Genomic DNA, 24,756 nt, shown 5'->3' on the forward strand with positions numbered 1-24,756 from the left:
GACCTCCGATGCCGCAGTTCGTGATCCATCTGGCCCTGTTCCTGGCCTTGTTCGGCGGGGCGCTGGCCTTCATGGAAGGCTTCGCCTTCGTCATGCACAAGTACGTCATGCACGGCTTCATGTGGGTCTGGCACCGGTCGCATCACGAGCCGCGCACCGGCGCCTTCGAGCTCAACGACCTGTTCGCCGTGGTGTTCGCCGCCCCGGCCATCGTGGCCATCTGGATCGGGGTCAACACGCCGCTGACCTGGATGCTGCCGATCGGGCTGGGCATCACGGCCTACGGCGCGATCTACTTCATGTTCCACGACGGGCTGGTGCACCGCCGCTTCGCCGTGCCGCTGAGCGGAAAGTCGGCCTACTGGAAGCGGCTGATCCAGGCGCACCGGTTCCACCACGCGGTGCACGCCAAGGACGGCTGCGTCTCGTTCGGATTCCTGATGGCGCCGCCGGTGCGGACGCTGAAGGCGCAGCTCGAGGCCCGCAACGTCGACCTCCACACGCCCGCGCCCGACGGCACGGAAGCGCCGCTCTAGATCTTGCTCCACAGCGCCGGCCGTTCCGGTGGCTCGCGCCAGCGGTCCAGCGTCGCGCCGCGCAGGGCCATCAGCCCGCCGCCGAGCGCCAGGCCCAGCTTCTCCAGCGTGCTGGTCGACACCCGCTCGTCCCAGGCCGCCGCGCCGCGCGCCACGACCTTGACGCCGATCTCGCGATAGACGCCGCGCGCCGCCGCCACGGCCCAAGCCGAGCGGAACGGCAGGCCGCGCAGGCCCCAGCGCGCCGAGGCGTAGTAGGGCTCGGCCGTCTCGACCAGCCGCCGGGCCAGACCGGCGACAGCGGGGCGGTGCTCGGGCGCGGCCACGGCCGTCTCCGGCACGCCGGCCTGCGCCAGCCAGTCGGCCGGCAGGTAGATCCGTCCGTTCTCGGCGTCCTCGACGATGTCGCGGGCGATGTTGGTCAGCTGGAAGGCCAGGCCAAGGTCCTGGGCCCGGCGCAGGGTCTCCAGATCGTGCGGCGCGACGCCCATGACGATGGCCATCATCACCCCGACAACGCCCGCCACATGCCAGCAGTAGTCCAGCGTGTCCCCGATCGTCTCGTAGCGCCGGCCGGAGACGTCCATGGCGAAGCCGTCGATCAGCTCGATCGGATAGCGCTCGGGCAGGGCCTTGCGCCGCGCCACCTCGCGGAAGGCGGCGAAGGCCGGATCGTCGGTCGGCTCGCCCGCCAGCGCCGCGCGGGTGCGGGCGTAGAGGTCGACCAGCCGCTGCTCGACCTCGTCATGGTCCAGCACCTCGCGATCGTGGCCGAGCGTCTGGCCGTCGATGACGTCGTCGCAGTAGCGGCACCAGGCGTAGAGCATCTCCGCGTCGGCGCGGGTCTGCGGATCGAACAGGGCGGCCGCCGCCGCGAAACTCTGCGAGCCCTTCTGGATGGTCTCCCGGCTGGCGGCGGCGAGGTCGGTCACGCCAGGTAGTCCCCGATCATCAGGCCGGCCGTGGCCCGGGCCGAGCCGACGACGCCGGGGATGCCGGCCCCCGGATGGGTGCCCGCCCCGACGAAGTAGAGGTTGCCGATCTGGTCGTCGCGGTTGTGGGTCCGGAACCAGGCGCTTTGCGTCAGGATCGGCTCCAGCGAGAAAGCAGATCCCTGGAAGGCGTTGAGTTCGCTCCGGAAATCCTCCGGTGTGAAGATGCGGCTGACGACCAGATCCCGCTTCAGATTGGGGATGTAGCGTTCCTCCAGATAGCCGAGGATGCGGTCGCGGTACTTCGGCCCCTCGACCGCCCAGTCAATGTTGGCCGTGCCCAGATGCGGAACTGGCGAGAGGGCGTAGAAGCTGGAACAGCCCTCCGGCGCCATGCCCTTGTCCGTGGCGCAGGGCGCGTGGACGTAGAGCGAGAAGTCATCGGCCAGGCCGTCCTTGCCGTAGATCTCGCCGATCAGCTCGCGGTAGCGCGACCCGAAACAGATGGTGTGGTGGCGCATCTGCGGATGCTCGGCCTTCAGCCCGAAGTGGACCACGAACAGCGAGGGGCTGAAGCGCGCCCCCTTGAGACGTCTGGCCTCCGACCGGCCGCGCGGCGTCTGGCCGAGCAGCGTCTCGTAGGTGTGGACGATGTCCGCGTTGGAGGCGACCGTGTCGAAGGTCTCGCTGGACCCGTCGGCCAGGGTCACGCCCGTGACGCGGCCGGCCTGGGTGGTGATCCGGCTGACCGGCGTCGACAGCCGCAAGGTCCCGCCGAGTTCCTGGAACAGGGTGGCCAGGGCGGTGATCAGGCTGTGGGTGCCGCCGATCGGGAACCAGACGCCGCCGCGCCGCTCCAGCGCATGGATCAGGGCGTAGATCGAGGAGGTGGCGAACGGGCTGCCGCCGACCAGCAGGGTGTGGAACGACAGAGCCTGGCGCAGGTACGGGTCCTGCACGAAGGTGCTGACCTTGGCGTAGACGCTGCGCCAGGCCTGCAGCTTCATCAGCGCCGGGGCCGCGGCGATCATGCTCTTGATGTCGAGGAAGGGCACATGGCCCAGCTTGACGTAGCCTTCCTGGAACAGCTCTTCCGAGTAGGCGAGGAAACGCTTGTAACCGGCCACGTCGGCCGGGTTGCGGGCGGCGATCTGGGCGTCCAGCGCGGCTTGGTCGTTGACGTAGTCGAAGGTGTGGCCGTCCTCCCAGCACAGCCGGTAGAAGGGATCGACGCTGACCAGCTCGACATAGTCGGACAGCTTGCGTCCCGACAGGGCGAACAGCTGCTCCAGGCAGTCCGGATCGGTGATCACCGTCGGCCCGGCGTCGAAGGTGAAGCCCTCCTCATGCCAGACGTAGGCCCGGCCGCCGGGCTTGTCGCGCCCCTCGAACAGGGTCGTGTCGAAGCCGGCCGACTGCAGTCGGACCGCGAGCGCAAGCCCGCCGAATCCCGACCCGATCACCGCCGCGCGCGGCTTGGTCATGCGTGTACGCCCCCAGGAAGAACAGAGTTTTCAGACAGTACGGCCAGAGCGGCCGCAATCGGCACCGGCGGCTTGCCGGTCAGGATCCGGGCCTTGTCGGCCAGGGTGATGCGTCCGGCGTAGAACCGCTCGATGAGCCCCTGGTTCAGCCGGTAGAAGCGCTCCAGCACGATGTAGCGCCTGCCCGGCGCGGCGGCGCGGAACAGCATGCGGTTGAGCAGGCGGTAGAAGCCCCGCTCGCGCCAGCGTTGCTTCGAGCGGCCCTCGGCGCAGGCCCGCACGGTCTCCGTGGTCAGGACGGGCAGGGCGGCGATCTCATCGGCCAGCCGCGCCGCGTCGGGCAGGGAATAGCCCGTCACCGGATTGAACAGCGCCGCCCGCAGCCCGACCTGGGCGGCGCGGGTGTGGCGCCAGTGGGCGTCGATGTCTCCGGCGAGGGCGATGGGCAGGATGCCGGTCTCCTCCCGCTCCACGGACGCGATGGTCCAGCCCTGTCGCCCGGCGTAGGCGGCGATGTCGGCGCGCAGGGCGTCCGGGTCGAGCGCCTCGCCGTCGCTGTAGCGGGTGTCCTCGATCAGCAGCCGGGTCGGCGACAGCGGCAGGCTGTAAAGGAAGCGGTAGCCGTCGAGCTGGTCGACCGTGGCGTCCATGACGATCGGGCCGTCGAGACCGTGGGGCGCCGCCAGCTCGACTTCCTGGCCGAGGAACTTCTGCCAGCCGAGCGCCAGGTCGGGGCTGGGCGCGGGGCCCCGGCCGTCGATGACGCAGGGCGCGTTGATGGCCCGGCCGTCGGTCAGGACAACCATGGTGGCGTCGAGCGACACGACGTCAGTCCCGGTCCAGCCGTCCTTGCCCATCGCCGCTGAAACCACTTCGTGAAACCGCCCTGACGGGATCGCCAGATAGGGCGTGGCAAGGGTCCGGCAATGCGCGGGAAAGCGGACCTCGTAGCGGTCCCAGCGATGGGCGATGAGGGGGCCGAGCCACTCGCCGATGGCCGGGCTGACATCGGTGGCGAAATGGCTCCAGGTGTGCCGGCCGCCGAAGGTCGCGTCGCGCTCGACCATGATCACCCGCAGGTCCGGACGCAGCGCCCTGAGCCGCAGGGCGATCAGGCCGTTGGCCAGACCGCCGCCAACCAGAACGACATCGGCTGTGTCAGCGCGCGGCGAGGGCATGGCGTCCGGCATACCACGATGCCGCGCGATGACTAGGCGGGCTTGCGCTTCGCCGCCGGTTTGCGGGCCGATGTCTTGCGCGGGGTCGCCTTGCGCGCGGCGGGCACGGGATGGCCGGAGTCTTCCACCATCGCCGTGGTCCCGCCCTTGCGACCGGCGCGCTTCTTGTGCAGCACCTCGTGGATTTCGCGCGCCGAGCGCTCGCACTCCTCAAGGATGGCCTCGAGTTCGTCATCGGTCAGGTGCTCGATGCCGATGAACTTGTTGTCGGAGTCGCCGACCCGGATCAGCTCGTCGAGCTTGGCGTGCAGCGCGGCGTTGTCGCGGTTCTGGGTGTTCTGGATCAGGAACACCATCAGGAAGGTGATGATGGTCGTGGAGGTGTTGATCACCAGCTGCCAGGTTTCGGAGAACTTGAACACCGGACCGCTGGCCGCCCAGATCAGCACGCCGATGATGCACAGGGTGAAGGCCGCCGGCCGGCCGGTCCATCTGGACACGACGTTGGCGAAGCGGGTGAACAGGCGATTGAGCGACATCGGCGACCTCTGATTGCGCGGCGGGCGGTGAACGGGTAGGGGGCGACGCAGGTTCCCGGGAGACGGACGGCATGACGCAGGCGCGCATTATCGATGGCAAGGCCTTCTCCGAGCGCCTGCGCGAACAGGTGACCGCCGAGGTCGCCGCGCTGAAGGCCGACCACGGGATCACGCCGGGCCTGGCGGTGGTGCTGGTGGGCGAGGATCCGGCCAGCGAGGTCTATGTCCGCAACAAGGGCATCCAGTCCGAAGCCGCCGGCATGTACTCCGAAACGCACAAGCTGCCGGCCGACGCCAGCGAGGCGGACGTCCTGGCGCTGGTCGCCAGGCTCAACGCCGATCCGGCGATCCACGGGTTGCTGGTGCAGTTCCCGGTGCCCGACCATCTGAGCCAGGCGCGCATCGTCGCCGCCATCTCGCCGGACAAGGATGTGGACGGTCTGACGGTGATCAACGCCGGCCGGCTGGCCAGCGGACTGCCGGCCCTGACCTCCTGTACGCCGGTCGGCTGCATGCTGTTGCTGAAGGATGCGCTGGGCGACCTGACCGGCAAGCACGCCGTGGTCATCGGCCGCTCCAACCTGATGGGCAAGCCGATGGCCCAGCTGCTGCTGGCCGCCGACTGCACCGTGACCATCGCCCATTCGCGCAGCCGCGACCTGCCCGCCATCTGCCGGCAGGCGGATATCCTGGTCGCGGCCGTCGGCCGGGCCGAGATGGTACGCGGCGACTGGATCAAGCCGGGCGCGGCGGTGATCGACGTGGGCATCACCCGCTTCCCCTCGCGTGACCCTGTGCGGGCCGCCGAAGGCAAGACGCGGCTGGTCGGCGACGTGGCCTTCGCGGAAGCGAAGGAGGTGGCCGGCTGGATCACGCCGGTGCCCGGCGGGGTGGGGCCGATGACCATCGCCTGCCTGCTGCAGAACACCCTGACCGCCGCGCGGCGGCTCAACGGTCTGGAGGGTTAGGGATGTCGTTGCGCAGGCTTCGTGCGTCCTTCGAGACGCGCTTCGCGCTCCTCAGGATGACGGGCATCCGGGGTGGCAACCCTGTTCGTCATGGTGAGGAGCGGCCGACAGGCCGCGTCTCGAACCACGCAGGTTCTTTCGGCCTCGTCTTCGTCGCCCTCGCCCTGACCGCCTGCGGCGCCGCCCCCGCGCCCGCGCCGACGCCGGAACAGGCGGCCCTGCTGCGGCCGGCCGATCCGCGCCTGTCGGAGCTGTACGTGACCTCCTGCAAGGCCTGTCACACCATCACCGAGTCCGGCGCGCCGATGGTGCATGACGCCGCCGCCTGGGGGCCGCGCTGGAAGCAGGGCCTGCCGGTGCTCGTCGACCACAGCATCCAGGGATTCAAGGCCATGCCGGCCGGCGGCCAGTGCGCCACTTGCACGCCGGCCGATCTGGAGGCTCTGATACGCTTCATGTCCGACCACGAAGAGTCGGCGAAATAGGGCGGGGCTTCCCATGATTTCCAGACGGCAGGCGTTGATCGCGGGAGGGGCGGGCGTCGCCGTCGTCGGAGGCTCGGCGGTCGCCGTCGGAGTCTTCAAGGGCGACAAGCCCGAGCCGCCCGCGCCGCCGTCGACCGACGGCAAGGGCCATACCGTCTGGCGCAACTGGTCGGGCATCCAGCACAGCTATCCGGTCCAGCGCAGCGCGCCGAAGGATGAGGGCGAGCTGTCGGCCCTGCTCAAGGCGGCGCCGTCGCCGGTCCGCGTGACCGGCGCGGGACACAGTTTCACCGGTCTGTGCGGCACTGACGGCACGCTGGTCTCGCTCGACGCCATGAGCGGCATCCAGGCCTGGGACGGCGACGAGCCCACCGTCTGGGCGGGCACCCGCCTGGGCGCCCTGGGACCGGCGCTGGCGGAGAAGGGCCGGGCGATGGCCAACCTGCCCGACATCAACAAGCAGTCGCTCGGCGGGGCGCTGGGCACGGCGACCCACGGCACGGGCCGGACGCTGAAGGCGATCCACGGCGACGTGCAGGCGCTGACGCTGGTGACGGCCGGCGGCCAGGTGCTGGACTGCGACGCGAAGACCCGGCCGGAGCTGTTCAGCGCCGCCCGGGTGTCGCTGGGATCACTGGGGATCATCTCCAAGGCGCGGCTGACCATGACGGCCAACCGCCGCCTGCGCCGCCGGGTCTGGCTGGAGCCGTTCGAGGAGGCGCTCGGCAAGGCCGAGGCGCGCTGGGCGCAGCACCGCAACTTCGAGTTCTACGCCGTGCCGTTCACCGGCCTGGCGGCCAACATCAGCCACGACGAGACCGACGAGCCGGCGCTCGACCGCGGGCCGGACGCCGACACGGCCTTCCTCGACGCGCTCAAGGGGCTGCGCAACCTGCTCGGCTTCTCGACCGGCCTGCGCAAGGCGGCGGCGAAGGCGCTGCTCGGGGGGACGCCGCCGGAGACGGCAGTCGACGAGGGCTGGAAGCTGCTGTCGACCGAGCGTCCGGTGCGGTTCAACGAGATGGAATTCCATCTGCCGCACGAGACCCAGCTGGCCGCGCTGAAAGAGGTCGTCGAGACGATCGAGAAGCACCGGCCGGACGTCTTCTTCCCGATCGAGGTCCGCCGCATCGCGCCCGACGACGCCTGGCTGTCGCCGTTCCAGGGCGAGCCTCGCGGCTCGGTGGCGGTGCACGCCTACTACCGCGACGACTACAAGTTCTTCTTCGAGCTGATCCAGCCGATCTTCGTGAAGCACGGCGGCCGGCCGCACTGGGGCAAGCTGCACGACCTGAAGGGCCCGCAGCTGGCGGCCCTCTATCCGCGCTGGAACGACTTCCTCGAAATCCGCCGCGAACTCGATCCGCAGGGTCGGCTGCTCAATCCGTACCTGAAGACGCTGTTCGGGCTCTAGCGGACACGTACCTGCGGTACATGTCCCCGTGATCTAGGTCGCCGTCGTATCCACCGCGTTGACCCAGGCGACCAGCTGGCCGAGCACCTGGGTCAGGGCCGTGTTGAACGCCGGCACGATCGCGCTGACGCGGTTCTCGCTGGCCCGGACGCGGGCCGAGAAGACCTGCTCGCCGACCAGGGCGCGATCCCGGTTGCGGGTGATCACGCCGCGCACGGACACGAGGATCTCCGGCGCCGCCTTGGGGCCACGGTCGTAGTGGGCCTCGAACGTGGTGACGTCGAGTTTGAGCGAATAGTCGGCCTTGATCACCTCGCCGCGGCCGATCAGCCGCGCGCGGCCCGCGCCCTGGAAGGCGGTGGCGACCTCCTCGTCGAACAGCACGGAGGCGGGCGACACCCAGCGGGCGCTGGCGATGTAGGCCGCCTCGCCCTTGTCGTTGACGGTCAGGATCCGGTCGGCGGCCGAGGCGCGCGGGAAGCTGGTCCCCAGGCGCAGCACGCCGAACACCGGACCGGTCGCCGCGGACGGCGCGGGCGCGGCGGCCTCGAACCGGTACAGCTGGGCCGGCTCGGCCTTGGGAAACAGCGAGATACAGCCCGAGAGGGCGATGGCCGCGAGCGCGAGCGCGGCGGCGGTCAGTCGGCGGCTCACGGTTGGACCTCCACTTCTTTCGCAGGCGGCTTGGCGACCACCCCCTGCGGGTTCTGTTCGACCTCGCCGACCAGCCGGTCGAGGGATTCGGCGGTGGCCTGCAGCGAGCTGATGGCCCGGGTCAGCTGCGGCAGACCGGTGTCGGCGAACTCGCTGGTCGGGCCTTCCATCTTGCCGATCATCGTCCGGGCGTCGCGCGCGGCGGCCTTCAGCTCGGCGGCGGCGTCGCCCAGTTCGGCCAGGCTGCGGCGGCCGTCGCCGTCGACGAGGCCCTTGGTCGTGCGGCTCAGTTCGCTGATCTCGGTGGCCGCGGCGTCGATGCTCTGCAGCGCCTTCTGGGCGTCGGCGATGATCTCCTTGCGCTCGCGGGCCTCGGCGGTGATCGCCTGGACGTCGTTGAGCGCCGCGGTGAAGGTCTTCACGTTCTCGTCCGACAGCACCAGGTTGACGCGGTCGAGCGCCTCGATGGTGCGGGTCAGCACCGTGCCGCCGCCCTGCAGCAGGTCCGACAGGGTGCTGCGCTGGGTGCGGATCACCGGGATCACGTCTTCGGGCACCGTGTCCTTGAGCAGGCGCTTGGTCGCGGTGCCGGCGGTGATCTGGATAAAGTTGACCCCCGTGATGCCCTGCGGCTCCAGCGTGGCGATGGAGTCCTCGCGGATCGGCACGTCAGAGGTCACGCGCGTCTCGGCGATGACCCGGTTGGGGTCGCGCTTGTCGAGCGAGATCTTGGTCACCTCGCCGACCTTGATGCCGTTGAAGTGCACTTCCCCGCCTTCCGACAGCCCGTTGACCGGCCCGACGAACAGCACGTTGTAGACGTCGTAGTCGCTGTTCACCTGCAGGCGCGCCAGCCAGACGATGAACACGACCATGCCGATCACAAGGGCAAGGGAGGCGACGCCCACGAGGGCGTAATTTGCGTTTCGTTCCATCAGACGCTTGGCCCCGTCCTTTTGTGCGAGTCGGCGGCAGCCCGACCGCGCGGACCCAGGAAGTATTCCTGAATCCACGGATGATCGGAATGCTCCAGTTCCTGTACCGGCGCCACGGCGACGATCTTCTTGTCGGCGACCACGGCGACGCGGGTGGTGATGGCGTAGAGGGTGTCCAGATCGTGGGTGATCATGAACACCGTCAGCTTCAGGCTCGACGACAGGTCAGCGATCAGGTCGTCGAAGGCCGCGGCCCCGATCGGGTCGAGCCCGGCGGTCGGTTCGTCGAGAAACAGCAGCTGCGGATCAAGGGCCAGCGCCCGCGCCAGGGCGGCGCGCTTGATCATGCCGCCCGACAGCTCCGACGGATGCAGCGCGCCCGCGCGCGGCGGCAGGCCGGAGAGGGCGATCTTCAGGTCCGCCAGCTCGTAGATCTCGGCCCGCGACAGGCGGGTGTGCTCGAACAGCGGCGCGGCGACGTTTTCGCGGATGGTCAGGGACGAGAACAGCGCGCCCTGCTGGAAGAGCACGCCCCAGCGCCGCTCGATCGCCGTCCAGTTCTTGCGCGTGGCCGTGTCGATGTCCTGGCCGAACAGCCGGACCGTGCCGCCGTCCGGGGCCTTGAGGCCGATCACCGTGTTCATCAGCACCGACTTGCCAGAGCCGGAGCCGCCGACCACGCCGAGGATCTCGCCCCGGTTGACCGTCAGGTCGAGGTCCTCGTGGATCACGTGATCGCCGAACTGCGACCGCAGGCCGATGATCTCGATCGGCGGGGCTTCGGTATCGTTCTCGTCGACCAGGCCGCTCATACGTCCAGCTTCATGTAGAGGACCGCGAACACGGCATCGATGACGATGATGGTGAAGATCGCCTGGACCACGGCCGAGGTGACCCGCTGGCCCAGGGAGATGACGTCGCCGCCGACCTGCATGCCCTGGCGCGCGCCGATGGTGGCGATCACCGCGGCCATGATCGGGGCCTTGGAAATGCCGACCCAGAAGTGGGTCGCGCCGACGTTGTCGACGATGCGCTGCAGGAAGAAGGTCGGCGACAGGTCGAGAATGTTCCAGGTGACGATCATCCCGCCGGCCATGCCGGACAGATCGGCGACGAACGTCAGCAGCGGCATCATCAGCAGCAGGGCGATGAACCGGGGCAGGACCAGCGCGTCGAACGGATCGACGCCCATGACCTGCATGGCGTCGATCTCCTGGCGCATCTTCATCGCCCCGATCTCGGCGGCGAAGGCCGAGGCCGAGCGGCCGGCGATCAGCACGGCGGTGATGACGATTCCGAACTCGCGCAGCACCGCGATGCCGATGGTCTCGACCACGAACACCGTCGCGCCGAAGTCCTGGAGGGTGTTGATGCCGATCAGCGCCACCACCGCGCCGATGAAGGCCGTGCCGGTGGCGACGATCGGCAGGGCGTCGAGCCCGGCCCGTTCGCACTGGGCGAAGATCGGCGCCCAGCGGATTTTCGACGGCTTGGCCAGGCCCCGCAGCACCGACATGGTCAGGCGACCGATGAAGGCGAAGGTGCCGATGACCTCCTCGACGATGTTGAACACGCCCTGGCCGACCCGCACCAGCAGGTCGTACAGCCCGCGCTGCGGCACGTGCGGTGTGGGTTCGGCCTGCACGGCGGCGGCCACCAGGTCCAGCAGGCGCCGGGTTTCCGGCTTGGCGAGGACCTCGCCCTTCACGGCCAGCCCGTCGATGGCCTTGAGGATCGCATAGGCGCCGGCCGTGTCGCAGCGGCGCAGGCTGTTGAGGTCGATGGTCAGCGCCTTGGAGCCGTGCAGCAGGTCGATCAGCCGGTTGTCGGCGTCGCCCATGCCTTCGGCGGTCCAGTCGCCGGTCAGAACCACCGTCGCGCCCTGGTCGCCCTGCTGAAGCGTATAGTCGGCGGGCTTGCTCATGCAGGGATCGCGAGGTTTCCTTCCGTCAGCGGCAACCTGACATGCGTTATGGCCAACGCAAAGCGCCCGTAAGCGTTGCGTGCGATTGTCTTACGCCATCTGTTGCGCGAGGCTGACACCTAAATAGGGGGGGGGCGACCATGGCCTACGGGTTGGACGATCGCGCGAGCGGGACGGCTGTCGGCTGGGCCCGCATCGGGACCGGACTGGCGCAGGGGCTCGCGCTCTGGGCCCTGACCGAGATCATCGACGGCAAGGCCGGCCTGACCGCCAACCACGTCCTGCTCGGGGCGCTGGAGGCGGTCGCTGTGTTCGCGCCTTTCGTGGTGCTGGCGGGCCTCGCGGATATGCGTCGCCGGACGCTGGCGCTGTGGGGCGTGGCGGTGGCGATCGTGCTCGCGGGCCTCGGGGCGCACGACATCGGCCGTCGCGTCGCCCAGACGGGCGCCCAGTGGCTCGCGCCCGAGACGATGGTCTTCCTCGCCGCGGCCCTGTTCATCGCCCACCATCTGGTCGCCGGCGCCGACGCCGACCGCAGGCCGGTCGCCCGCTTCGCCACCTATTTCGACCTCGCCTGGAAGCACGGCGTGCAACTGGCCCTGTCCGTGGGCTTCGTCGGCGTGTTCTGGATCGTGCTGTTCCTCGGCGGCGCGCTGTTCAAACTGATCGGCATCTCCCTGATCGCCGACGTCATCGACAAGCCGTGGTTCGCCTTCCCGGCCACCGGGACCATGTTCGCCGCCGCCGTGCAGCTGACCGACGTGCGGCACGGCCTGATCCGCGGCATCCGCACGGTGGCCCTGACCCTGCTGTCCTGGCTGCTGCCGGTGCTGGTGGTGCTGGTCGGGGCCTTCATGGCCTCGCTGCCGTTCACGGGGCTGGAGCCACTGTGGAAGACGAAGAGCGCCGCGGCGATCCTGCTCAGCGCCGCGGCCATCATGGTCATCCTGATCAACGCCGCCTACCAGGACGGCGAGCCGGACGAGGCGACGCCGCGCGTGCTGCGCTGGGCCGCGCGGATCGGCGCTCTGCTGCTGGTCCCGCTGGTGGCGGTGGCGGCCTACGCCGTCTGGCTGCGCGTCGGCCAGTACGGCCTGACCCCGGACCGCATCATCGCCACGGCCTGCGTCATCGCCGGCGTCTGCTACGCCATCGGCTACAGCGTGGCGGCGGTGCTGCCCGGCGCCTGGATGAAGCCGCTGGAGATCACCAACATCGTCACCGCCGTGGTGGTGGTCGGGCTGATCCTGGCGCTGTTTTCGCCGTTGGCCGACCCGGCGCGACTGTCGGTGAACGACCAGATGGCGCGGATCGCGGCGGGGAAGATCGCGCCGGACAAGGTCGACTACGCCTTCCTGCGGTTCGAAAGCCAGCGCTACGGGCAGGACGCGCTGAAGGCGCTGGGGGCCAGGGGCGGGGAGGTCGGGAAACGGGCCAGGGACGCGCTGGCGCGCGATGATCGCTCGGCTCCCATATTTTCCTCCGGGCGACCGGATGAGCCGATGCTGGTGACCGTCTGGCCGCGGGGCCGCAGTCTGCCGAAGGCCTTCCTCAAACGGCGCTGGCTGGACGATTCGATGCCGCAGCCCCGCTGCAACGCCACCGACGACAAGTGCGAGGCCACGTTCGCCGACCTCAACGGCGACAGTCGTGAGGAGATCCTGTTCGCCTTCCGGGGCGGGGTGGCGGTGTTCGACGAGAAGACGCCGGGCGAGTGGACGCTGGTCGGTCGCGCCGACGCGATCAACTGCGAGGGTGACGGGGTCGCGGTCGGCCAGGGCAAGGTGTCCGCCCTGCCGGCGCCCTGGCCAGACCTGTCGATCAACGGCCGGCGCGTGCCGCTGGCCCGCGAGCCCCAGGCCTGCCCGGAAGCTGGGCGGGCGCCGGTGGCGAGGTAACAGGGCGGCAGCCCTCCTTCGCCGAGGCTTCGGAGGGCATCCTGCTTCGAATGAAGGCGAAGGGCTTGGTTTGCGAAGCCTGTGGGAATGGAGCGGATCCAGCCCTTCTTCGCCAAGGCTTCGAAGGGCATCCTGCTTCGACTTGGGGCGAAGGGCTTGTTCTGCGAAGCCCGGAGGGCGCGGATGCGGCTCCAGTCCTCCTTCGCCGAGGCTTCGGAGGACACGCCTTCGCCCAAGATGCGGTTCCGGGTGGCTCGCCACCCGAAGCCCGCAGGGCGGCAGCCCTCCTTCGCCGAGGCTTCGGAGGGCATCCTGCTTCGAATGAAGGCGAAGGGCTTGTTCTGCGAAGCCCGGAGGGCGAAGCAGAATGGTGGATGCGACAGGGATTGAACCTGTGACCCCCTCGGTGTGAACGAGGTGCTCTCCCGCTGAGCTACGCATCCGCTCTGGGGCTGTCCGCCCGGGAGGCGGCGTCTATAGCGACTCGGTCGCGGTCCGGCAAGACGCCGCGATGTCTGACGCCGTCCGCACCAGGGCGTCGTAGTGGTCGATCACCACATCGCCGCCAAGTTCGGCGGGCGGCAGGTCGTTGTAACCGAACGCGCAGATCACGCAGGGCACGCCCGCCGCCCTGGCCGCGCCCACGTCCGGCGAGGCGTCGCCGACCAGGATGGCCCTCTCCGGCGCGCCGCCCGCGCGGGTGATGGCCGCCAGCAGCGGCGCGGGATCGGGCTTCTGCACCGGCATGGTGTCGCCGCCGACGAGGGCGTCGAACAGGCCGGTCATGTCGAGCTCATCCAGCAGCAGCCGGGCCAGCGCCTCCGGCTTGTTGGTGCAGACCGCCAGCGCCGCGCCGCGGTCGCGCAGGGCGGCCAGCGCCTCCAGGCAACCGGGGAAGGGGCGACTCTCCTGCGCGATCCGGGCGCGGTAGACCTCGACGACCCGCGGCCGGAGCGCCGCGATCTGGTCCTCCGGGATGGTCAGGTCGGCCATGGCGTAGGCGCGGATCAACATGCCCCGCAGGCCGTGGCCGACGAGCTGCCGCACGGCGGTCATCGGCGCCGGGGCCATGCCCTGCTCGACGAGGATGACGTTCAGGGCGCCGACGAGGTCGTGGGCCGTCTCGACCAGGGTGCCGTCGAGATCGAAGGCGATGGTCCAGCCGGCGAGGGGTTTGCTCGGGTCATGCATCGTCAGGGGCTTTCGGGTAAACGGAGATCAATTGCAACGTCACGAGTCGATCCGATGAGCCAGCGCGCCGCGGTGATCATGGCCGCCGGCCAGGGCACCCGCATGAAGTCCCCGACGCCGAAGGTCCTGCACAGGATCGGCGGGCGGACGATGCTCGACCGGGCCATCGACGCGGCCGAGGCCGCCGGCTGTGAGCGGGTGGTGGTGGTCTGCGGGACCCACAGCCCGGCCGTCGCCGAGCATGTGAAGAAGCGCCTGGGCGAGTCCGCCGTGGCCATCCAGGACCCGCCGCTGGGCACCGCCCACGCCGTGCTGGCGGCGAAGGCGGCGCTCGCCGGGTTCGACGGCGACGTGATCGTGACCAACGCCGACTGCCCGCTGCTGACGGCCGATGACTTCGCTCCGCTGTTCGAACGCCGCGCGGCCGGCGACGATCTGGTCATGCTGGCCTTCGAGGCGGCCGATCCGGCCCTTTACGGCCGGATGATCCAGGACGCCGACGGCCGGCTGCTGCGCATCGTCGAGGCGCGTGACGCGAACGCCGAGGAGAAGGCCGTCCGCGCCTGCTACTCCGGCATCCTCTGCGCCCCGGCGGGGCCGCTGTTCGACTGGCTGGCCGCCGTCGACAACAACAACGTCAAGGCCGAGTACTACATCACCAGCATCGTCGGCATCGCGGGCGCGGCCGGCAAGCGGGTGGGGGTGGCCTTCACCTCCGAGACCGCCGTCATGGGGGCCGACGACCAGGCCGGCGTCGCCCGCGCCGAGCGCCTCTGGCAGGATCGCGCCCGCGCCGCCCTGCTGGCTGACGGCGTGACCATGACCGCGCCGGAGACGGTGTTCCTCAGCTTCGACACGAAGATCGCCGGCGGCGTGACGCTGGAGCCCAACCTGGTGTTCGGCCCGGGGGTGACGGTCGAGAGCGGCGCGATGATCCGCGCCTTCAGCCATCTGGAGGGCGCCATCGTTCGGTCCGGCGCCATCGTCGGCCCCTACGCCCGCCTGCGCCCCGGCGCGGACATCGGCGAGGACGCCCATATCGGCAACTTCGTCGAAGTGAAGAAGGTCAGGGTCGGCAAGGGCGCCAAGGCCAACCACCTGTCCTATCTCGGCGACGGCACGATCGGCGCGAAGGCCAACATCGGCGCCGGGACGATCTTCTGCAACTACGACGGCTTCGACAAGTTCGAGACCCATGTGGGCGAGGGGGCCTTCGTGGGCTCGAATTCCTCCCTGGTCGCGCCGGTGACCATCGGCGCGGGCGCCTACACCGGCTCGGGCTCGGTGATCACCAAGGACGTGCCGCCGGACGCCCTGGGCCTCGAGCGCGGCGTCCAGGCCGAAAAGCCCGGCTGGGCCGCGCGCTTCCGCGCCATGAAGGCGGCGCGGAAGAAGACCTAGGCGGCCGCCTGCTCCGCCTCGGCCACCGGCTGGCGGATCAGGTAGTCGAACGCTGACAGCGCCGCCTTCGAGCCCTCGCCCATGGCGATGACGATCTGCTTGTAGGGCGTCGTCGTCGCGTCGCCGCCGGCGAACACCCCGGGGAGTGAGGTGGCGCCGCGGGCGTCGATCTCGATCTCGCCACGCGGGCTCAGCGCCAGGGCGCCCTTGAGCCACTCGGTGTTCGGGACCAGGCCGATCTGCACGAAGATGCCTTCCAGCTCGATCCGGTGCGTCTCGTCGGTCTTGCGGTCGGTGTAGCTCAGGCCGTTGACCTTCGCCCCGTCGCCATGGACCTCGGTGGTCAGGGCCGAGGTGACGATGGTCACGTTCGGCAGGCTGTTCAGCTTGCGCTGCAGCACCGCGTCGGCCCGCAGCTGGCTGTCGAACTCGATCAGGGTCACATGGGCGACGATGCCGGCCAGGTCGATGGCCGCCTCGACGCCGCTGTTGCCGCCGCCGATCACCGCCACGCGCTTGCCCTTGAACAGCGGACCGTCGCAGTGCGGGCAGTAGGCCACGCCCTTGTTGCGGTACTGCTCCTCGCCGGGCACGCCCATCTGCCGCCAGCGGGCGCCGGTGGCCAGGATGACCGTGCGCGAGGACAGGCTGGCGCCGTTCTCCAGCTCGACCGTAACCAGCCCGCCGGGCGTGGCCGCCGGGACCAGCTTGACCGCCTTCTGCAGGTTCATCACGTCGACGTCGTAGTCCTTCACGTGCTGCTCGAGGCCGGAGACCAGCCTGGGCCCTTCGGTGTGCGGCACGGAAATGAAGTTCTCGATGGCCATGGTGTCGAGCACCTGGCCGCCGAAGCGCTCGGCGGCGAGGCCCGTGCGGATGCCCTTGCGCGCGGCGTAGATGGCCGCGGCGGCGCCGGCGGGGCCGCCGCCGATGATCAGCACCTCGTAAGGCGCTTTCGCCTTGAGCTTCTCGGCGTCGCGGGCGGCCGCGCCGGTGTCGAGCCTGGCCAGGATCTGCTCCAGGCTCATGCGGCCCTGGCCGAAGGCCTCGCCGTTCAGCAGCACGGTGGGCACGGCCATCACCTGGCGGGCCTCGACCTCGGCCTGGAACAGCGCGCCGTCGATGGCCACGTGGCTGATGTTCGGGTTCAGCGCGGCCATGGTGTTCAGCGCCTGCACCACGTCGGGGCAGTTCTGGCAGGACTGCGAGAAGTAGGTTTCGAAGTGGAACGGCCCCTCGAGGGCGCGGATCTGCTCGACCAGCTCGGGCTCGATGCGCGGCGGGTGGCCGCCGACGTGCAGCAGGGCCAGCACCAGCGAGGTGAACTCGTGGCCGAGCGGCAGGCCGGCGAAGCGCACGCTGGCGTCGCCCGCGGCGCGTTCGATGGCGAAGGACGGCCGGCGGGCGTCGTCGTCGCGGCGCGCCAGGCTGACCTTGTCCGAGGCGGCGGCGATGTCGTCCAGCAGCTCGGACAGCTCGGCCGAGGCGGGGCGGTCATCCAGCGACGCGACCAGGGTGACCGGCTGCCGGAGGTTCTCGAGATAGGCTTTCAGCTGGCCCTTGAGGGTGGCGTCCAACATGTGCGGCTCCGGTAACGGTCGTCTGGGGGAGGGGTAGCGCCGGCGCCGCCCGCTGGACGGCGCCGGGTAGTCCGGGGAAGCGCGGCCTAGATCTTGCCGACCAGGTCCAGCGACGGGGCGAGGGTCTTCTCGCCTTCTTCCCACTTGGCCGGGCAGACTTCGCCCGGGTGCGAGGCGACGTACTGGGCGGCCTTGACCTTGCGCAGCAGCTCGGCGGCGTTGCGGCCGATGCCTTCGGCGGTCACCTCGGTGAACTGGATCACGCCGTTCGGGTCGACCAGGAAGGTGCCGCGGTCGGCCAGGCCCTGGCCTTCACGCATGACGCCGAAGTTGTTGGTCACCACGCCCGACGGGTCGCCGATCATCGTGTACTGGATCTTGCCGATGGCCGGCGAGGTGTCGTGCCAGGCCTTGTGCGAGAAGTGGGTGTCGGTCGAGACCGAGTAGATCTCCACGCCCAGCTTCTGGAACTCGGCGTAGTTGTCGGCCAGGTCTTCCAGCTCGGTCGGGCAGACGAAGGTGAAGTCGGCCGGATAGAAGAAGACCACCGACCACTTGCCCTTCAGGTCGCCGTCGCTGACCGAGATGAACTTGCCGGCCTTGAAGGCCTGGGCGGTGAAGGGTTTGATTTCGGTGTTGATCAGGGACATGTCGTGCTCCGGTGAGGTCGATGGCGTTGGGATAGCCGCTGACGCTTGATAAACAAAATTGATTTAATCAGCGCGCAGGATAGAGACGGTCTATGTCGTCTCCAGGCCGCGCGGCCGCCGCCATCTTCCCACGCCGCCGTCCGGTGCTAAACACCCCCGACGCGAAGTTTCGGACCGGGATCATGACCGCAGACGCACAGAAGAAGGCCTCGGGCGAGGCCGCCGCCGATCTGGTCGAGGCCGGCATGGTCGTGGGCCTGGGCACCGGCTCGACGGCCGCCTGGTTCGTGCGGGCCCTGGCCGCCCGCTCGCTCGACATCCGCGGCGTGCCGACCTCCGAGGCGACGGCCAATCTGGCCCGCGAGCTGGGCATCCCGCTGGTCGGTCTGGATGACGTCAAGGCCATCGACCTGACCGTCGACGGGGCCGACGAGATCGGCCCGGGCCTGTCGCTGATCAAGGGCGGCGGCGCGGCCCTGCTGCGCGAGAAGCTGGTCTGGGAGGCCTCGCGCCGCTGCGTGGTCATCGCCGACGCCGCCAAGCTGGTGAAGGTGCTCGGCAAATTCCCGCTGCCGATCGAGGTGGTCCGCTTCGGCCACCCGCACACCGGCCGTCACCTGGCCGACATCGCCGCCGAGTTCGAGCTGCCGCCGCCGCGCCTGCGCACGGCCGAGCGCGGCGTGGTGGTCACCGACGGCGGCAACGTCATCTACGACCTCGCCGCCGGCGCCATCGAGGATCCCGCCGCCCTGGCCGCCGCCCTCAAGAGCGTCACCGGGGTGGTCGACCACGGCCTGTTCCTCGACCTCGCCGACGAGGCGCTGGTCGGCACCGACGCCGGGGTGGTCAGGCACGTTCCCTGACCCCATATCCACCTGCCGCCCACGCCCAATCCCTGACCGCCGGAGCCCCCATGTCCAAGTACGACTACGACCTCTTCGTCATCGGGGCCGGTTCCGGCGGGGTCCGGGCCGCGCGGCTGGCGGCCATGACCGGCGCCCGCGTCGGCGTGGCCGAGGAATACCGCGTCGGCGGCACCTGCGTGGTGCGCGGCTGCGTGCCCAAGAAGTTCATGGTCTACGCCAGCGAGGTCTCGCAGCAGATCAAGACGGCCCGCGGCTTCGGCTGGACCGTCCAGGAGCCGACCTTCGACTGGCCGACCTTCCTCCAGGCCAAGGACATCGAGATCGCCCGCCTGTCGGGGATCTACGTCACCAACCTGCAGAAGGCCGGCGCCGACCTGCTGCATGGCCGGGCGGTGCTGAAGGACGCCCACACCCTCGAGATCACCGGCCAGGACGCCCGCACCGTCACCGCCGACAAGATCCTCATCGCCACCGGCGGCCGGCCGACCTATCCGGCCGACCTGCCGGGCGTCGAGCACGCCATCAGCTCGGACGAGGCCTTCCACCTGGAGACCCTTCCCAAGAGCATCCTGATCGTCGGCGGCGGCTATATCGCCGTGGAGTTCGCCGGCATCTACGCCGGCCTCGGCGTCGAGGTGACGCTGCTCTATCGCGGGGCGAACGTGCTGCGCGGCTTCGACGACGACATCCGCGCCCACCTGGCCGGCGAGATGGAGCGGCGCGGCATCAAGGTGGTGCTCGGCTGCCGCCACGAGAAGCTGGAAAAGACCGACGCCGGCATCGTCAGCACGCTCAACAACCACATGACCTTCACCACCGAGCAGGTGATGTTCGCCACCGGCCGCGAGCCCTACGTCCAGGGTCTGGGCCTTGAGACGGCGGGCGTCGCGCTCAACGAACGCGGCGCGATCAAGGTCGACAAATTCAGCAAGACCAACGTCGACAACATCTGGGCCGTCGGCGACGTGACCGACCGGATCAACCTGACCCCGGTGGCCATCCGCGAGGGCGCCGCCTTCGCCGAGACCGAGTTCCGCAATAACCCGACCACCTTCGACCACGACATGGTCGCCACCGCCGTCTTCTCCCAGCCGCCGATCGGCACGGTCGGCATGGGCGAGGCCGAGGCCCGCAAGGCATTCGGCCCGATCGACGTCTACCGCGCGGTGTTCCGCCCGATGAAGGTCACCTTCTACGGCGGCGAGGAGCGCACCCTGATGAAGCTGCTGGTCCGCCAGGACACCCAGCAGGTCGTCGGCGTCCACGTGGTCGGCCCCGACGCCCCCGAAATGATCCAGATGGCCGCCATCGCCGTGAAGATGGGCGTGACCAAGCAGCAGTGGGACTCCACCTGCGCGGTCCACCCGACGGCGGCGGAGGAGCTGGTGACGATGCGGGAGAAGTATGTGCCGGCGGAGCTGGGGTAGGGGGGGGGCCGCATCGCGCCAGGACCGGAAGTTAAGGCGCAGCCGAAAAGCAGACGTTTCCCCGAACCGCCCGACCGCCGGCGGCGGTCTGGCGCTTGAGTTGCTTGCGGCTAGTATGACCTCAACCGCGAGGGCGGACGGGGCGGAAAGAACGGTGGACTTATGACGTTCGCGGACATTCCAGAAGCCGTCATCGACTACGTCAAACAGACGTTCGCCGCAGCGAACGACCGCGTGTCGCGGAAGATGAGCGACCACCCGTCGATGCACGAGGAGTCGCTAGACCACACCTTGATTGACGAGCTGACCGACGCGCCGGCAGCGTTCTTTGCGGGAGAACAGGCTGCTGTCGTGATCGAAAGCCACTGGCTCGGCGGGAGGAGAATGTACGGCCGTTGGGAGATCGCGGACATCGCAATCTTGATCCTGCTCCGTCGGGCTGGACGCCTGCAGCAGCGCAAGGTCGCCTTGCTCCAGACCAAGCGTCTCTACTCTGACGAGGTGGCTGTCGAACCACTGGAGATGGATGACTTCGCGATCGGTATCGGCCGCCTTGGCGACCGCACGGACCCGGTAATGCCGCTTACGTCACAGCGAACCTTCAGCTTCGATGACGATAGCCGGTACGCCGCCATGCATGCTGGAAGTCCGCAAGTCGGTCGGATCGAAGAGTATGTGCAGGCCCGCCGCATCCCCGTTTTCTATGCCTTCTACAATCCGCATCAGCTCCCATTCCGCGCCACCTATCCCGCGCTCAACGGCGTCAGGGCTACTACGAGCAACGATCTCGGCTGTCGGGTGCAGACGATGGCGCACGTCCATGGCCATCTGGCGTCGCTTTCAGTGGGACGGTTCCCGACCTTCGGGGGCCTCAAGGATCCAACTGTCAGCGACGCTTCCGACGCCTTCGCCAGCTCGGGCTGGCGGCTGGAGGACTTTGTGGCCGACGAAGTTCTGCGTTGCCGTCAAGGCGCGCTGTTCGACGGCAGCGCTGACGAGAACCTAGAGTACCTCTTTTATCGGCGGTCGGCGCCGATCCAGGCCGCGATCGCCATCACGATCGACATCGCTGGCGCGGGTTAGTGCTGGACCTTCGCCAACGCTGGGAATGTGTTTGGGACCCTGCCATGCGTCCTATCGGCGAGGGCGACTTCAACAAGGAACCCTTTGAGGCTTGGTGGGCACGCTGGAGCGAGAGTTTGGCCCATCTCGACCCGCGCATCGCCGAGCAATGGATTTATCGGCACTGGTGCCACTCCTACATGGCATTTCTTGAGCTTGCCCCGCTCAAGTGGCGATTGGAGTCGTGGCCGGGCGACCGCATCCTTTCGGATGTCCACTTGGAATTCGGCGGCCCGATGGTGGCCGACCACGACTTCAAGGTCTTCAACGGAGGGGTGGGATTTGGCCCGAACGCCACCGCACTGGCGATGAACACCGGGACCTGGGACATGCCTTTGCTCGCGCTCGAAACTCCTAACGGTATCCGTTCCCTGGACGGTGATCTCAGTCAGGTTCGATACATTGTGGCCGAAGGCTCCAAGCGGATGCGATACCTCAACGCCCTTATGCATCGCGGCGAGGGGCAGGGACCCCACGATCTCTTTATCCTGACGACCCCGCAGGCGAATTGAATGAGAGGCATGAGCGACGACGCTGAAGAAGCCACCGACCCGCTTGCCGAGGGATTCCGCAATCCGCCCGACCGCGTTACTGAGCCGTGCCTAACCTACATGGCGCGGATCATGGAGTTGCGCGACCTCGTTAGCTTCTACTTCAACTTCGTGAAGACCTCCGTTGCCCTAGGCAATCTCGTGCCGGAGGAGGAACAAGCGAGGGCCGACGACAAGGGGCGTGCGGTGCTTCGGTATGACTATTCCAAGCACCGCCCGCTCATGAACGAGATCATGCTGTCGAGAGCCATCGAGTCCTTCGACCTCTATCTCACGACCGCCCTTCGCGACATCTTCCTGGCTCGGCCTGAAATCTTGAAGTCCGAAGGGTCGGTAGACATCGCGTCGGTGATCGAGGCAGGCAGCTACGATGACCTCATCTGGCGCATTGCCGAGAAGAAGGTCCACGAGCTGTCATACAAGTCGCTCGGCGAGCTTCGGAAGTTCGTGGTTGGGCGAACCGGCATCGACCTCTTCCCGACGGATGCGGCCTTCGAAATGACGACTTTGGCATCTGAGGTTCGCAACCTGATCGCCCATAACGACTGCGTCGTGAACGACCTTTTCAAAGCGCGGACAAGGGGGTTGTCGATCGAGCTCGAGGTCTCCGACACGGGACGGGTCCAGATCACTGATGAGTGGCTGCGCCGGGCAAGCTACACTTTGGACGGCCTTGTCTTCCGGTTCGACGAGTTGGCGTCGGAGAAGTTCGACCTTCGCACGTTGCACCGAATGGGAGCCTTCATTCTGCGGTCTTGATAGCATCCTGCGTCGGGTGAGTTCCTCGGCGACCGCTAGTCCGGCCAGGCTTCGTTTGGCTACGGCACCGACGTCTTCCCAGCCGCCGCCCCCATCGGGACCAGAATGACCGACTGCTTCTCGTTGCCGGTCACGGCCGGATCGACAGCAGGCCCACGATGAAGACCAGCGGCGGGCCTTCGGCGAAACGGCGGCGCGCGCGGTAGCTGCCGACGTGGGTCAGATATCCGACCGCCGCCAGTTCGTGGCAATCCTCAGCAACGTTCTCGGCGGCGCTAGCACGGTCGGTCATGTTGATACCTCCATGTCGCCGCGTCGAAACCAAGCTGCGAGAACCTGACATTCTTAAGGGCCTCTAAGGGTCAGGAGCGGCCCTGCCTTCGAGACTGTCGAGACGAATAATCCCGAGACAACGCGAGACATCGACGGGACATTCGCTCCCATGTTCGGAGCCTCTCGACGCCCCCCACCCGCCCCTCGTCACCGCCGCCCGACGCCCTCCCGTGCGCGCGCCGAACTCGCCCCCCACCCGCAACCCCCTGTTTTCACTAACCTCCGCCGCCCCGACCCCGCCCCTTGGGCGGCGGCGTTATAATGAGGGCAGGGCGCGGGCCGCGAGGGCTTCGCGCGATGGTGGAGGGCGGGCAAAGGCGTGAAACAGAGACACTCACCCCCAAACCCCCTTCCGCCGCCGCCGCCGCACCCCATCTTCCGCTACGCCCTACGCCCTACGCCCTACGCCCTACGCCCTACGCCCGCCGCAACCGCCACGCACACCCATGCCCCCGTCCGCGCCGATCACACCCGTCGCGCGCATTATTTTGCCTTCGGAACCGGCTTCCTGTATGAGCCGCGATCCATTTCAGAGTTGAGATCATGACCGAGCGCTGGACCCCGTCGTCCTGGAGAGCCAAACCCGCCAAGCACCTGCCGACCGATTATCCGGACGCGGCCGTGGTGGAGCGGGTCGAGACCGAGCTTCGCCGGATGCCGCCGCTGGTGTTCGCGGGTGAAGCGCGCCGGCTGAAGTCGCTGCTCGGCGACGTGGCCGAGGGCAAGGCCTTCCTGCTGCAGGGCGGCGACTGCGCCGAGAGCTTCAAGGAATTCCATGCGGACAACATCCGCGACACCTTCCGCCTGATCCTGCAGATGGCGGTGGTGCTGACCTTCGCCGGCGGCAAGCCGGTGGTGAAGGTCGGCCGCATCGCCGGCCAGTTCGCCAAGCCGCGCTCCGAGCCGGTCGAGACGATCGACGGGGTGACCCTGCCGTCCTATCGCGGCGACAACATCAACGGCATGGACTTCAACGCCGCCGACCGCGCGCCGGACCCCGAGCGGCTGCTGAAGGCCTACGCCCAGGCGTCCTCGACGCTGAACCTGCTGCGGGCCTTCGCCGGCGGCGGCTACGCCGACCTGCACAACATCCACCGCTGGACGCTGGGCTTCGTCAGCGACAGTCCGCAGGGCGCGCGCTACCGCGAGCTGTCGGACAAGATCAGCGAGAGCCTGGCCTTCATGGCCGCCATCGGCGTCACGCCCGAGAGCCATCCGGGCATGAAGCAGGTGGAGTTCTTCACCAGCCACGAGTCGCTGCTGCTGGGCTTCGAGGAGGCCATGACGCGCATCGATTCGACCTCGGGCGACTGGTACGACACCTCGGCCCACATGCTGTGGATCGGCGAGCGCACGCGCCAGCTGGACGGGGCGCATGTCGAGTTCGCCAAGGGCATCAGGAACCCGATCGGCATGAAGGTCGGCCCGACGCTGGAGCCGGACGACCTCTTGCGCCTGATCGACACGCTGAACCCGGCCAACGAGCCCGGCCGGCTGACGCTGATCGGCCGCTTCGGCGCGGACAAGATCGCCGAGCGCCTGCCGCGGCTGATGGCGGCGACCAAGAAGGCCGGCCGCTCGGTGGTCTGGGCGACCGACCCGATGCACGGCAACACCCTGAAGGCCGGCAACGGCTACAAGACCCGGCCGTTCGACAAGATTTTGGCCGAGGTGAAGGGCTTCGTCGACGTGGCCGAGGCCGAGGGCGTCCACCCCGGCGGCGTGCACCTGGAAATGACCGGCCAGAACGTCACCGAATGCATCGGCGGCGCGCGGGCGGTGCTCGAGGGCGAGCTCGGCGACCGCTACCACACCCACTGCGACCCGCGCCTGAACGGCGAACAGGCGCTGGAACTGGCCTTCCTCGTGGCCGAGCGGCTGAAGAGCGGCCGCGACCGGCTGAGGGCGGCGAGCTGATACGCGGGGACA

General features: G+C 68.8%; 24 protein-coding genes and 1 tRNA gene. 12 read left to right on the forward strand and 13 right to left on the reverse strand.

Annotation, left to right across the window (positions count from 1 at the left end; translation table 11 throughout):
• Positions 1-8: 8 nt before the first annotated feature.
• Positions 9-536: a sterol desaturase family protein gene (locus AC1RN0_RS04540; protein WP_492786238.1), complete on the forward strand. Its 528-nt coding sequence runs from the start codon at positions 9-11 to the stop codon at positions 534-536.
• Here AC1RN0_RS04540 and AC1RN0_RS04545 read toward each other — a convergent pair.
• From AC1RN0_RS04545 to AC1RN0_RS04560, 4 genes are read right to left on the reverse strand one after another with little or no spacing between them, the layout of a single operon-like run.
• Positions 533-1,468, reverse strand: coding sequence for a phytoene/squalene synthase family protein (locus AC1RN0_RS04545; protein WP_492786239.1), 936 nt, complete (start codon positions 1,466-1,468; stop codon positions 533-535). The genes AC1RN0_RS04540 and AC1RN0_RS04545 overlap by 4 nt on opposite strands.
• Positions 1,465-2,952, reverse strand: a complete 1,488-nt coding sequence (locus tag AC1RN0_RS04550; protein ID WP_492786240.1) for a phytoene desaturase — start codon at positions 2,950-2,952, stop codon at positions 1,465-1,467. Before AC1RN0_RS04550 ends, AC1RN0_RS04545 begins: the two co-directional genes overlap by 4 nt.
• The gene (crtY, locus tag AC1RN0_RS04555; RefSeq protein ID WP_492786241.1) at positions 2,949-4,130 is read right to left on the reverse strand and encodes a lycopene beta-cyclase CrtY; all 1,182 of its coding nucleotides are present in this window, start codon (positions 4,128-4,130) and stop codon (positions 2,949-2,951) included. The genes AC1RN0_RS04550 and crtY overlap by 4 nt, the downstream gene beginning before the upstream one ends.
• A gap of 32 nt (positions 4,131-4,162) precedes the next feature.
• Complete coding sequence (locus AC1RN0_RS04560; protein ID WP_492786242.1) at positions 4,163-4,669, reverse strand: low affinity iron permease family protein; 507 nt, start codon at positions 4,667-4,669, stop codon at positions 4,163-4,165.
• A gap of 71 nt (positions 4,670-4,740) precedes the next feature.
• Between AC1RN0_RS04560 and folD the strand changes: the two genes are divergently transcribed.
• From folD to AC1RN0_RS04575, 3 genes are read left to right on the forward strand one after another with little or no spacing between them, the layout of a single operon-like run.
• On the forward strand, positions 4,741-5,637 hold the full coding sequence (folD, locus tag AC1RN0_RS04565; RefSeq protein WP_492786243.1) for a bifunctional methylenetetrahydrofolate dehydrogenase/methenyltetrahydrofolate cyclohydrolase FolD: 897 nt from the start codon (positions 4,741-4,743) through the stop codon (positions 5,635-5,637).
• 2 nt (positions 5,638-5,639) lie between these two features.
• Entirely contained in the window at positions 5,640-6,122 is a 483-nt protein-coding gene (locus AC1RN0_RS04570; protein ID WP_492786244.1) for a c-type cytochrome, read from the forward strand.
• Positions 6,123-6,135: 13 nt separating this feature from the next.
• Positions 6,136-7,536, forward strand: a complete 1,401-nt coding sequence (locus AC1RN0_RS04575) for a D-arabinono-1,4-lactone oxidase (RefSeq protein WP_492786245.1) — start codon at positions 6,136-6,138, stop codon at positions 7,534-7,536.
• Positions 7,537-7,569: 33 nt separating this feature from the next.
• Here the strand turns inward: AC1RN0_RS04575 and AC1RN0_RS04580 are convergent, their stop codons facing one another.
• Genes AC1RN0_RS04580 through AC1RN0_RS04595 form a run of 4 tightly spaced genes read right to left on the reverse strand, consistent with a single transcriptional unit; the run spans position 7,570 to position 11,049 of the window.
• The gene (locus tag AC1RN0_RS04580; RefSeq protein WP_492786246.1) at positions 7,570-8,190 is read right to left on the reverse strand and encodes an ABC-type transport auxiliary lipoprotein family protein; all 621 of its coding nucleotides are present in this window, start codon (positions 8,188-8,190) and stop codon (positions 7,570-7,572) included.
• The gene (locus AC1RN0_RS04585; RefSeq protein WP_492786247.1) at positions 8,187-9,125 is read right to left on the reverse strand and encodes an MlaD family protein; all 939 of its coding nucleotides are present in this window, start codon (positions 9,123-9,125) and stop codon (positions 8,187-8,189) included. Before AC1RN0_RS04585 ends, AC1RN0_RS04580 begins: the two co-directional genes overlap by 4 nt.
• Positions 9,125-9,937 (reverse strand): ABC transporter ATP-binding protein, encoded by an 813-nt coding sequence (locus AC1RN0_RS04590; protein ID WP_492786248.1) that lies wholly within the window; start codon positions 9,935-9,937, stop codon positions 9,125-9,127. Before AC1RN0_RS04590 ends, AC1RN0_RS04585 begins: the two co-directional genes overlap by 1 nt.
• Positions 9,934-11,049 (reverse strand): ABC transporter permease, encoded by a 1,116-nt coding sequence (locus AC1RN0_RS04595; RefSeq protein WP_492786249.1) that lies wholly within the window; start codon positions 11,047-11,049, stop codon positions 9,934-9,936. Before AC1RN0_RS04595 ends, AC1RN0_RS04590 begins: the two co-directional genes overlap by 4 nt.
• Positions 11,050-11,189: 140 nt before the next feature.
• On the opposite strand from AC1RN0_RS04595, the gene AC1RN0_RS04600 reads away from it, so the two are divergent.
• Positions 11,190-12,947 carry a DUF4153 domain-containing protein gene (locus AC1RN0_RS04600; protein ID WP_492786250.1) on the forward strand — a complete coding sequence of 586 codons (1,758 nt, stop codon included), beginning with the start codon at positions 11,190-11,192 and terminating at the stop codon, positions 12,945-12,947.
• 368 nt (positions 12,948-13,315) lie between these two features.
• On the opposite strand, the gene AC1RN0_RS04605 is transcribed toward AC1RN0_RS04600, so the two are convergent.
• Both AC1RN0_RS04605 and gph read right to left on the reverse strand, forming a co-directional pair.
• Positions 13,316-13,390 (reverse strand) — tRNA-Val (locus AC1RN0_RS04605).
• 31 nt (positions 13,391-13,421) lie between these two features.
• Entirely contained in the window at positions 13,422-14,138 is a 717-nt protein-coding gene (gene gph / locus AC1RN0_RS04610) for a phosphoglycolate phosphatase (RefSeq protein ID WP_492786251.1), read from the reverse strand.
• 30 nt (positions 14,139-14,168) lie between these two features.
• Here gph and glmU point away from each other — a divergent pair, with 30 nt between their 5' ends.
• Positions 14,169-15,539 carry a bifunctional UDP-N-acetylglucosamine diphosphorylase/glucosamine-1-phosphate N-acetyltransferase GlmU gene (glmU, locus tag AC1RN0_RS04615; protein WP_492786419.1) on the forward strand — a complete coding sequence of 457 codons (1,371 nt, stop codon included), beginning with the start codon at positions 14,169-14,171 and terminating at the stop codon, positions 15,537-15,539.
• On the opposite strand, the gene ahpF is transcribed toward glmU, so the two are convergent.
• Both ahpF and ahpC read right to left on the reverse strand, forming a co-directional pair.
• Positions 15,536-17,119: an alkyl hydroperoxide reductase subunit F gene (gene ahpF, locus AC1RN0_RS04620; protein ID WP_492786252.1), complete on the reverse strand. Its 1,584-nt coding sequence runs from the start codon at positions 17,117-17,119 to the stop codon at positions 15,536-15,538. The genes glmU and ahpF overlap by 4 nt on opposite strands.
• Positions 17,120-17,205: 86 nt before the next feature.
• Entirely contained in the window at positions 17,206-17,769 is a 564-nt protein-coding gene (gene ahpC / locus AC1RN0_RS04625; RefSeq protein WP_492786253.1) for an alkyl hydroperoxide reductase subunit C, read from the reverse strand.
• A gap of 182 nt (positions 17,770-17,951) precedes the next feature.
• Here ahpC and rpiA point away from each other — a divergent pair, with 182 nt between their 5' ends.
• The 5 genes from rpiA to AC1RN0_RS04650 all read left to right on the forward strand — a co-directional run bounded on the left by rpiA (position 17,952) and on the right by AC1RN0_RS04650 (position 22,494).
• Entirely contained in the window at positions 17,952-18,632 is a 681-nt protein-coding gene (gene rpiA, locus AC1RN0_RS04630) for a ribose-5-phosphate isomerase RpiA (protein ID WP_492786254.1), read from the forward strand.
• 50 nt (positions 18,633-18,682) lie between these two features.
• The gene (gor, locus tag AC1RN0_RS04635) at positions 18,683-20,062 is read left to right on the forward strand and encodes a glutathione-disulfide reductase (protein ID WP_492786255.1); all 1,380 of its coding nucleotides are present in this window, start codon (positions 18,683-18,685) and stop codon (positions 20,060-20,062) included.
• 162 nt (positions 20,063-20,224) lie between these two features.
• Positions 20,225-21,145, forward strand: coding sequence for a hypothetical protein (locus AC1RN0_RS04640; protein ID WP_492786256.1), 921 nt, complete (start codon positions 20,225-20,227; stop codon positions 21,143-21,145).
• A gap of 44 nt (positions 21,146-21,189) precedes the next feature.
• Positions 21,190-21,696, forward strand: coding sequence for a hypothetical protein (locus tag AC1RN0_RS04645; RefSeq protein WP_492786257.1), 507 nt, complete (start codon positions 21,190-21,192; stop codon positions 21,694-21,696).
• Between the two features lie 9 nt (positions 21,697-21,705).
• Positions 21,706-22,494, forward strand: a complete 789-nt coding sequence (locus tag AC1RN0_RS04650) for a hypothetical protein (protein ID WP_492786258.1) — start codon at positions 21,706-21,708, stop codon at positions 22,492-22,494.
• Between the two features lie 130 nt (positions 22,495-22,624).
• Here AC1RN0_RS04650 and AC1RN0_RS04655 read toward each other — a convergent pair whose 3' ends face one another.
• Positions 22,625-22,786 (reverse strand): hypothetical protein, encoded by a 162-nt coding sequence (locus AC1RN0_RS04655; RefSeq protein WP_492786259.1) that lies wholly within the window; start codon positions 22,784-22,786, stop codon positions 22,625-22,627.
• A gap of 584 nt (positions 22,787-23,370) precedes the next feature.
• Between AC1RN0_RS04655 and AC1RN0_RS04660 the strand changes: the two genes are divergently transcribed.
• Complete coding sequence (locus AC1RN0_RS04660; RefSeq protein ID WP_492786260.1) at positions 23,371-24,744, forward strand: class II 3-deoxy-7-phosphoheptulonate synthase; 1,374 nt, start codon at positions 23,371-23,373, stop codon at positions 24,742-24,744.
• Positions 24,745-24,756 lie beyond the last annotated feature (12 nt).

Source organism: Caulobacter sp. GW821-FHT12F03 (assembly GCF_058806855.1).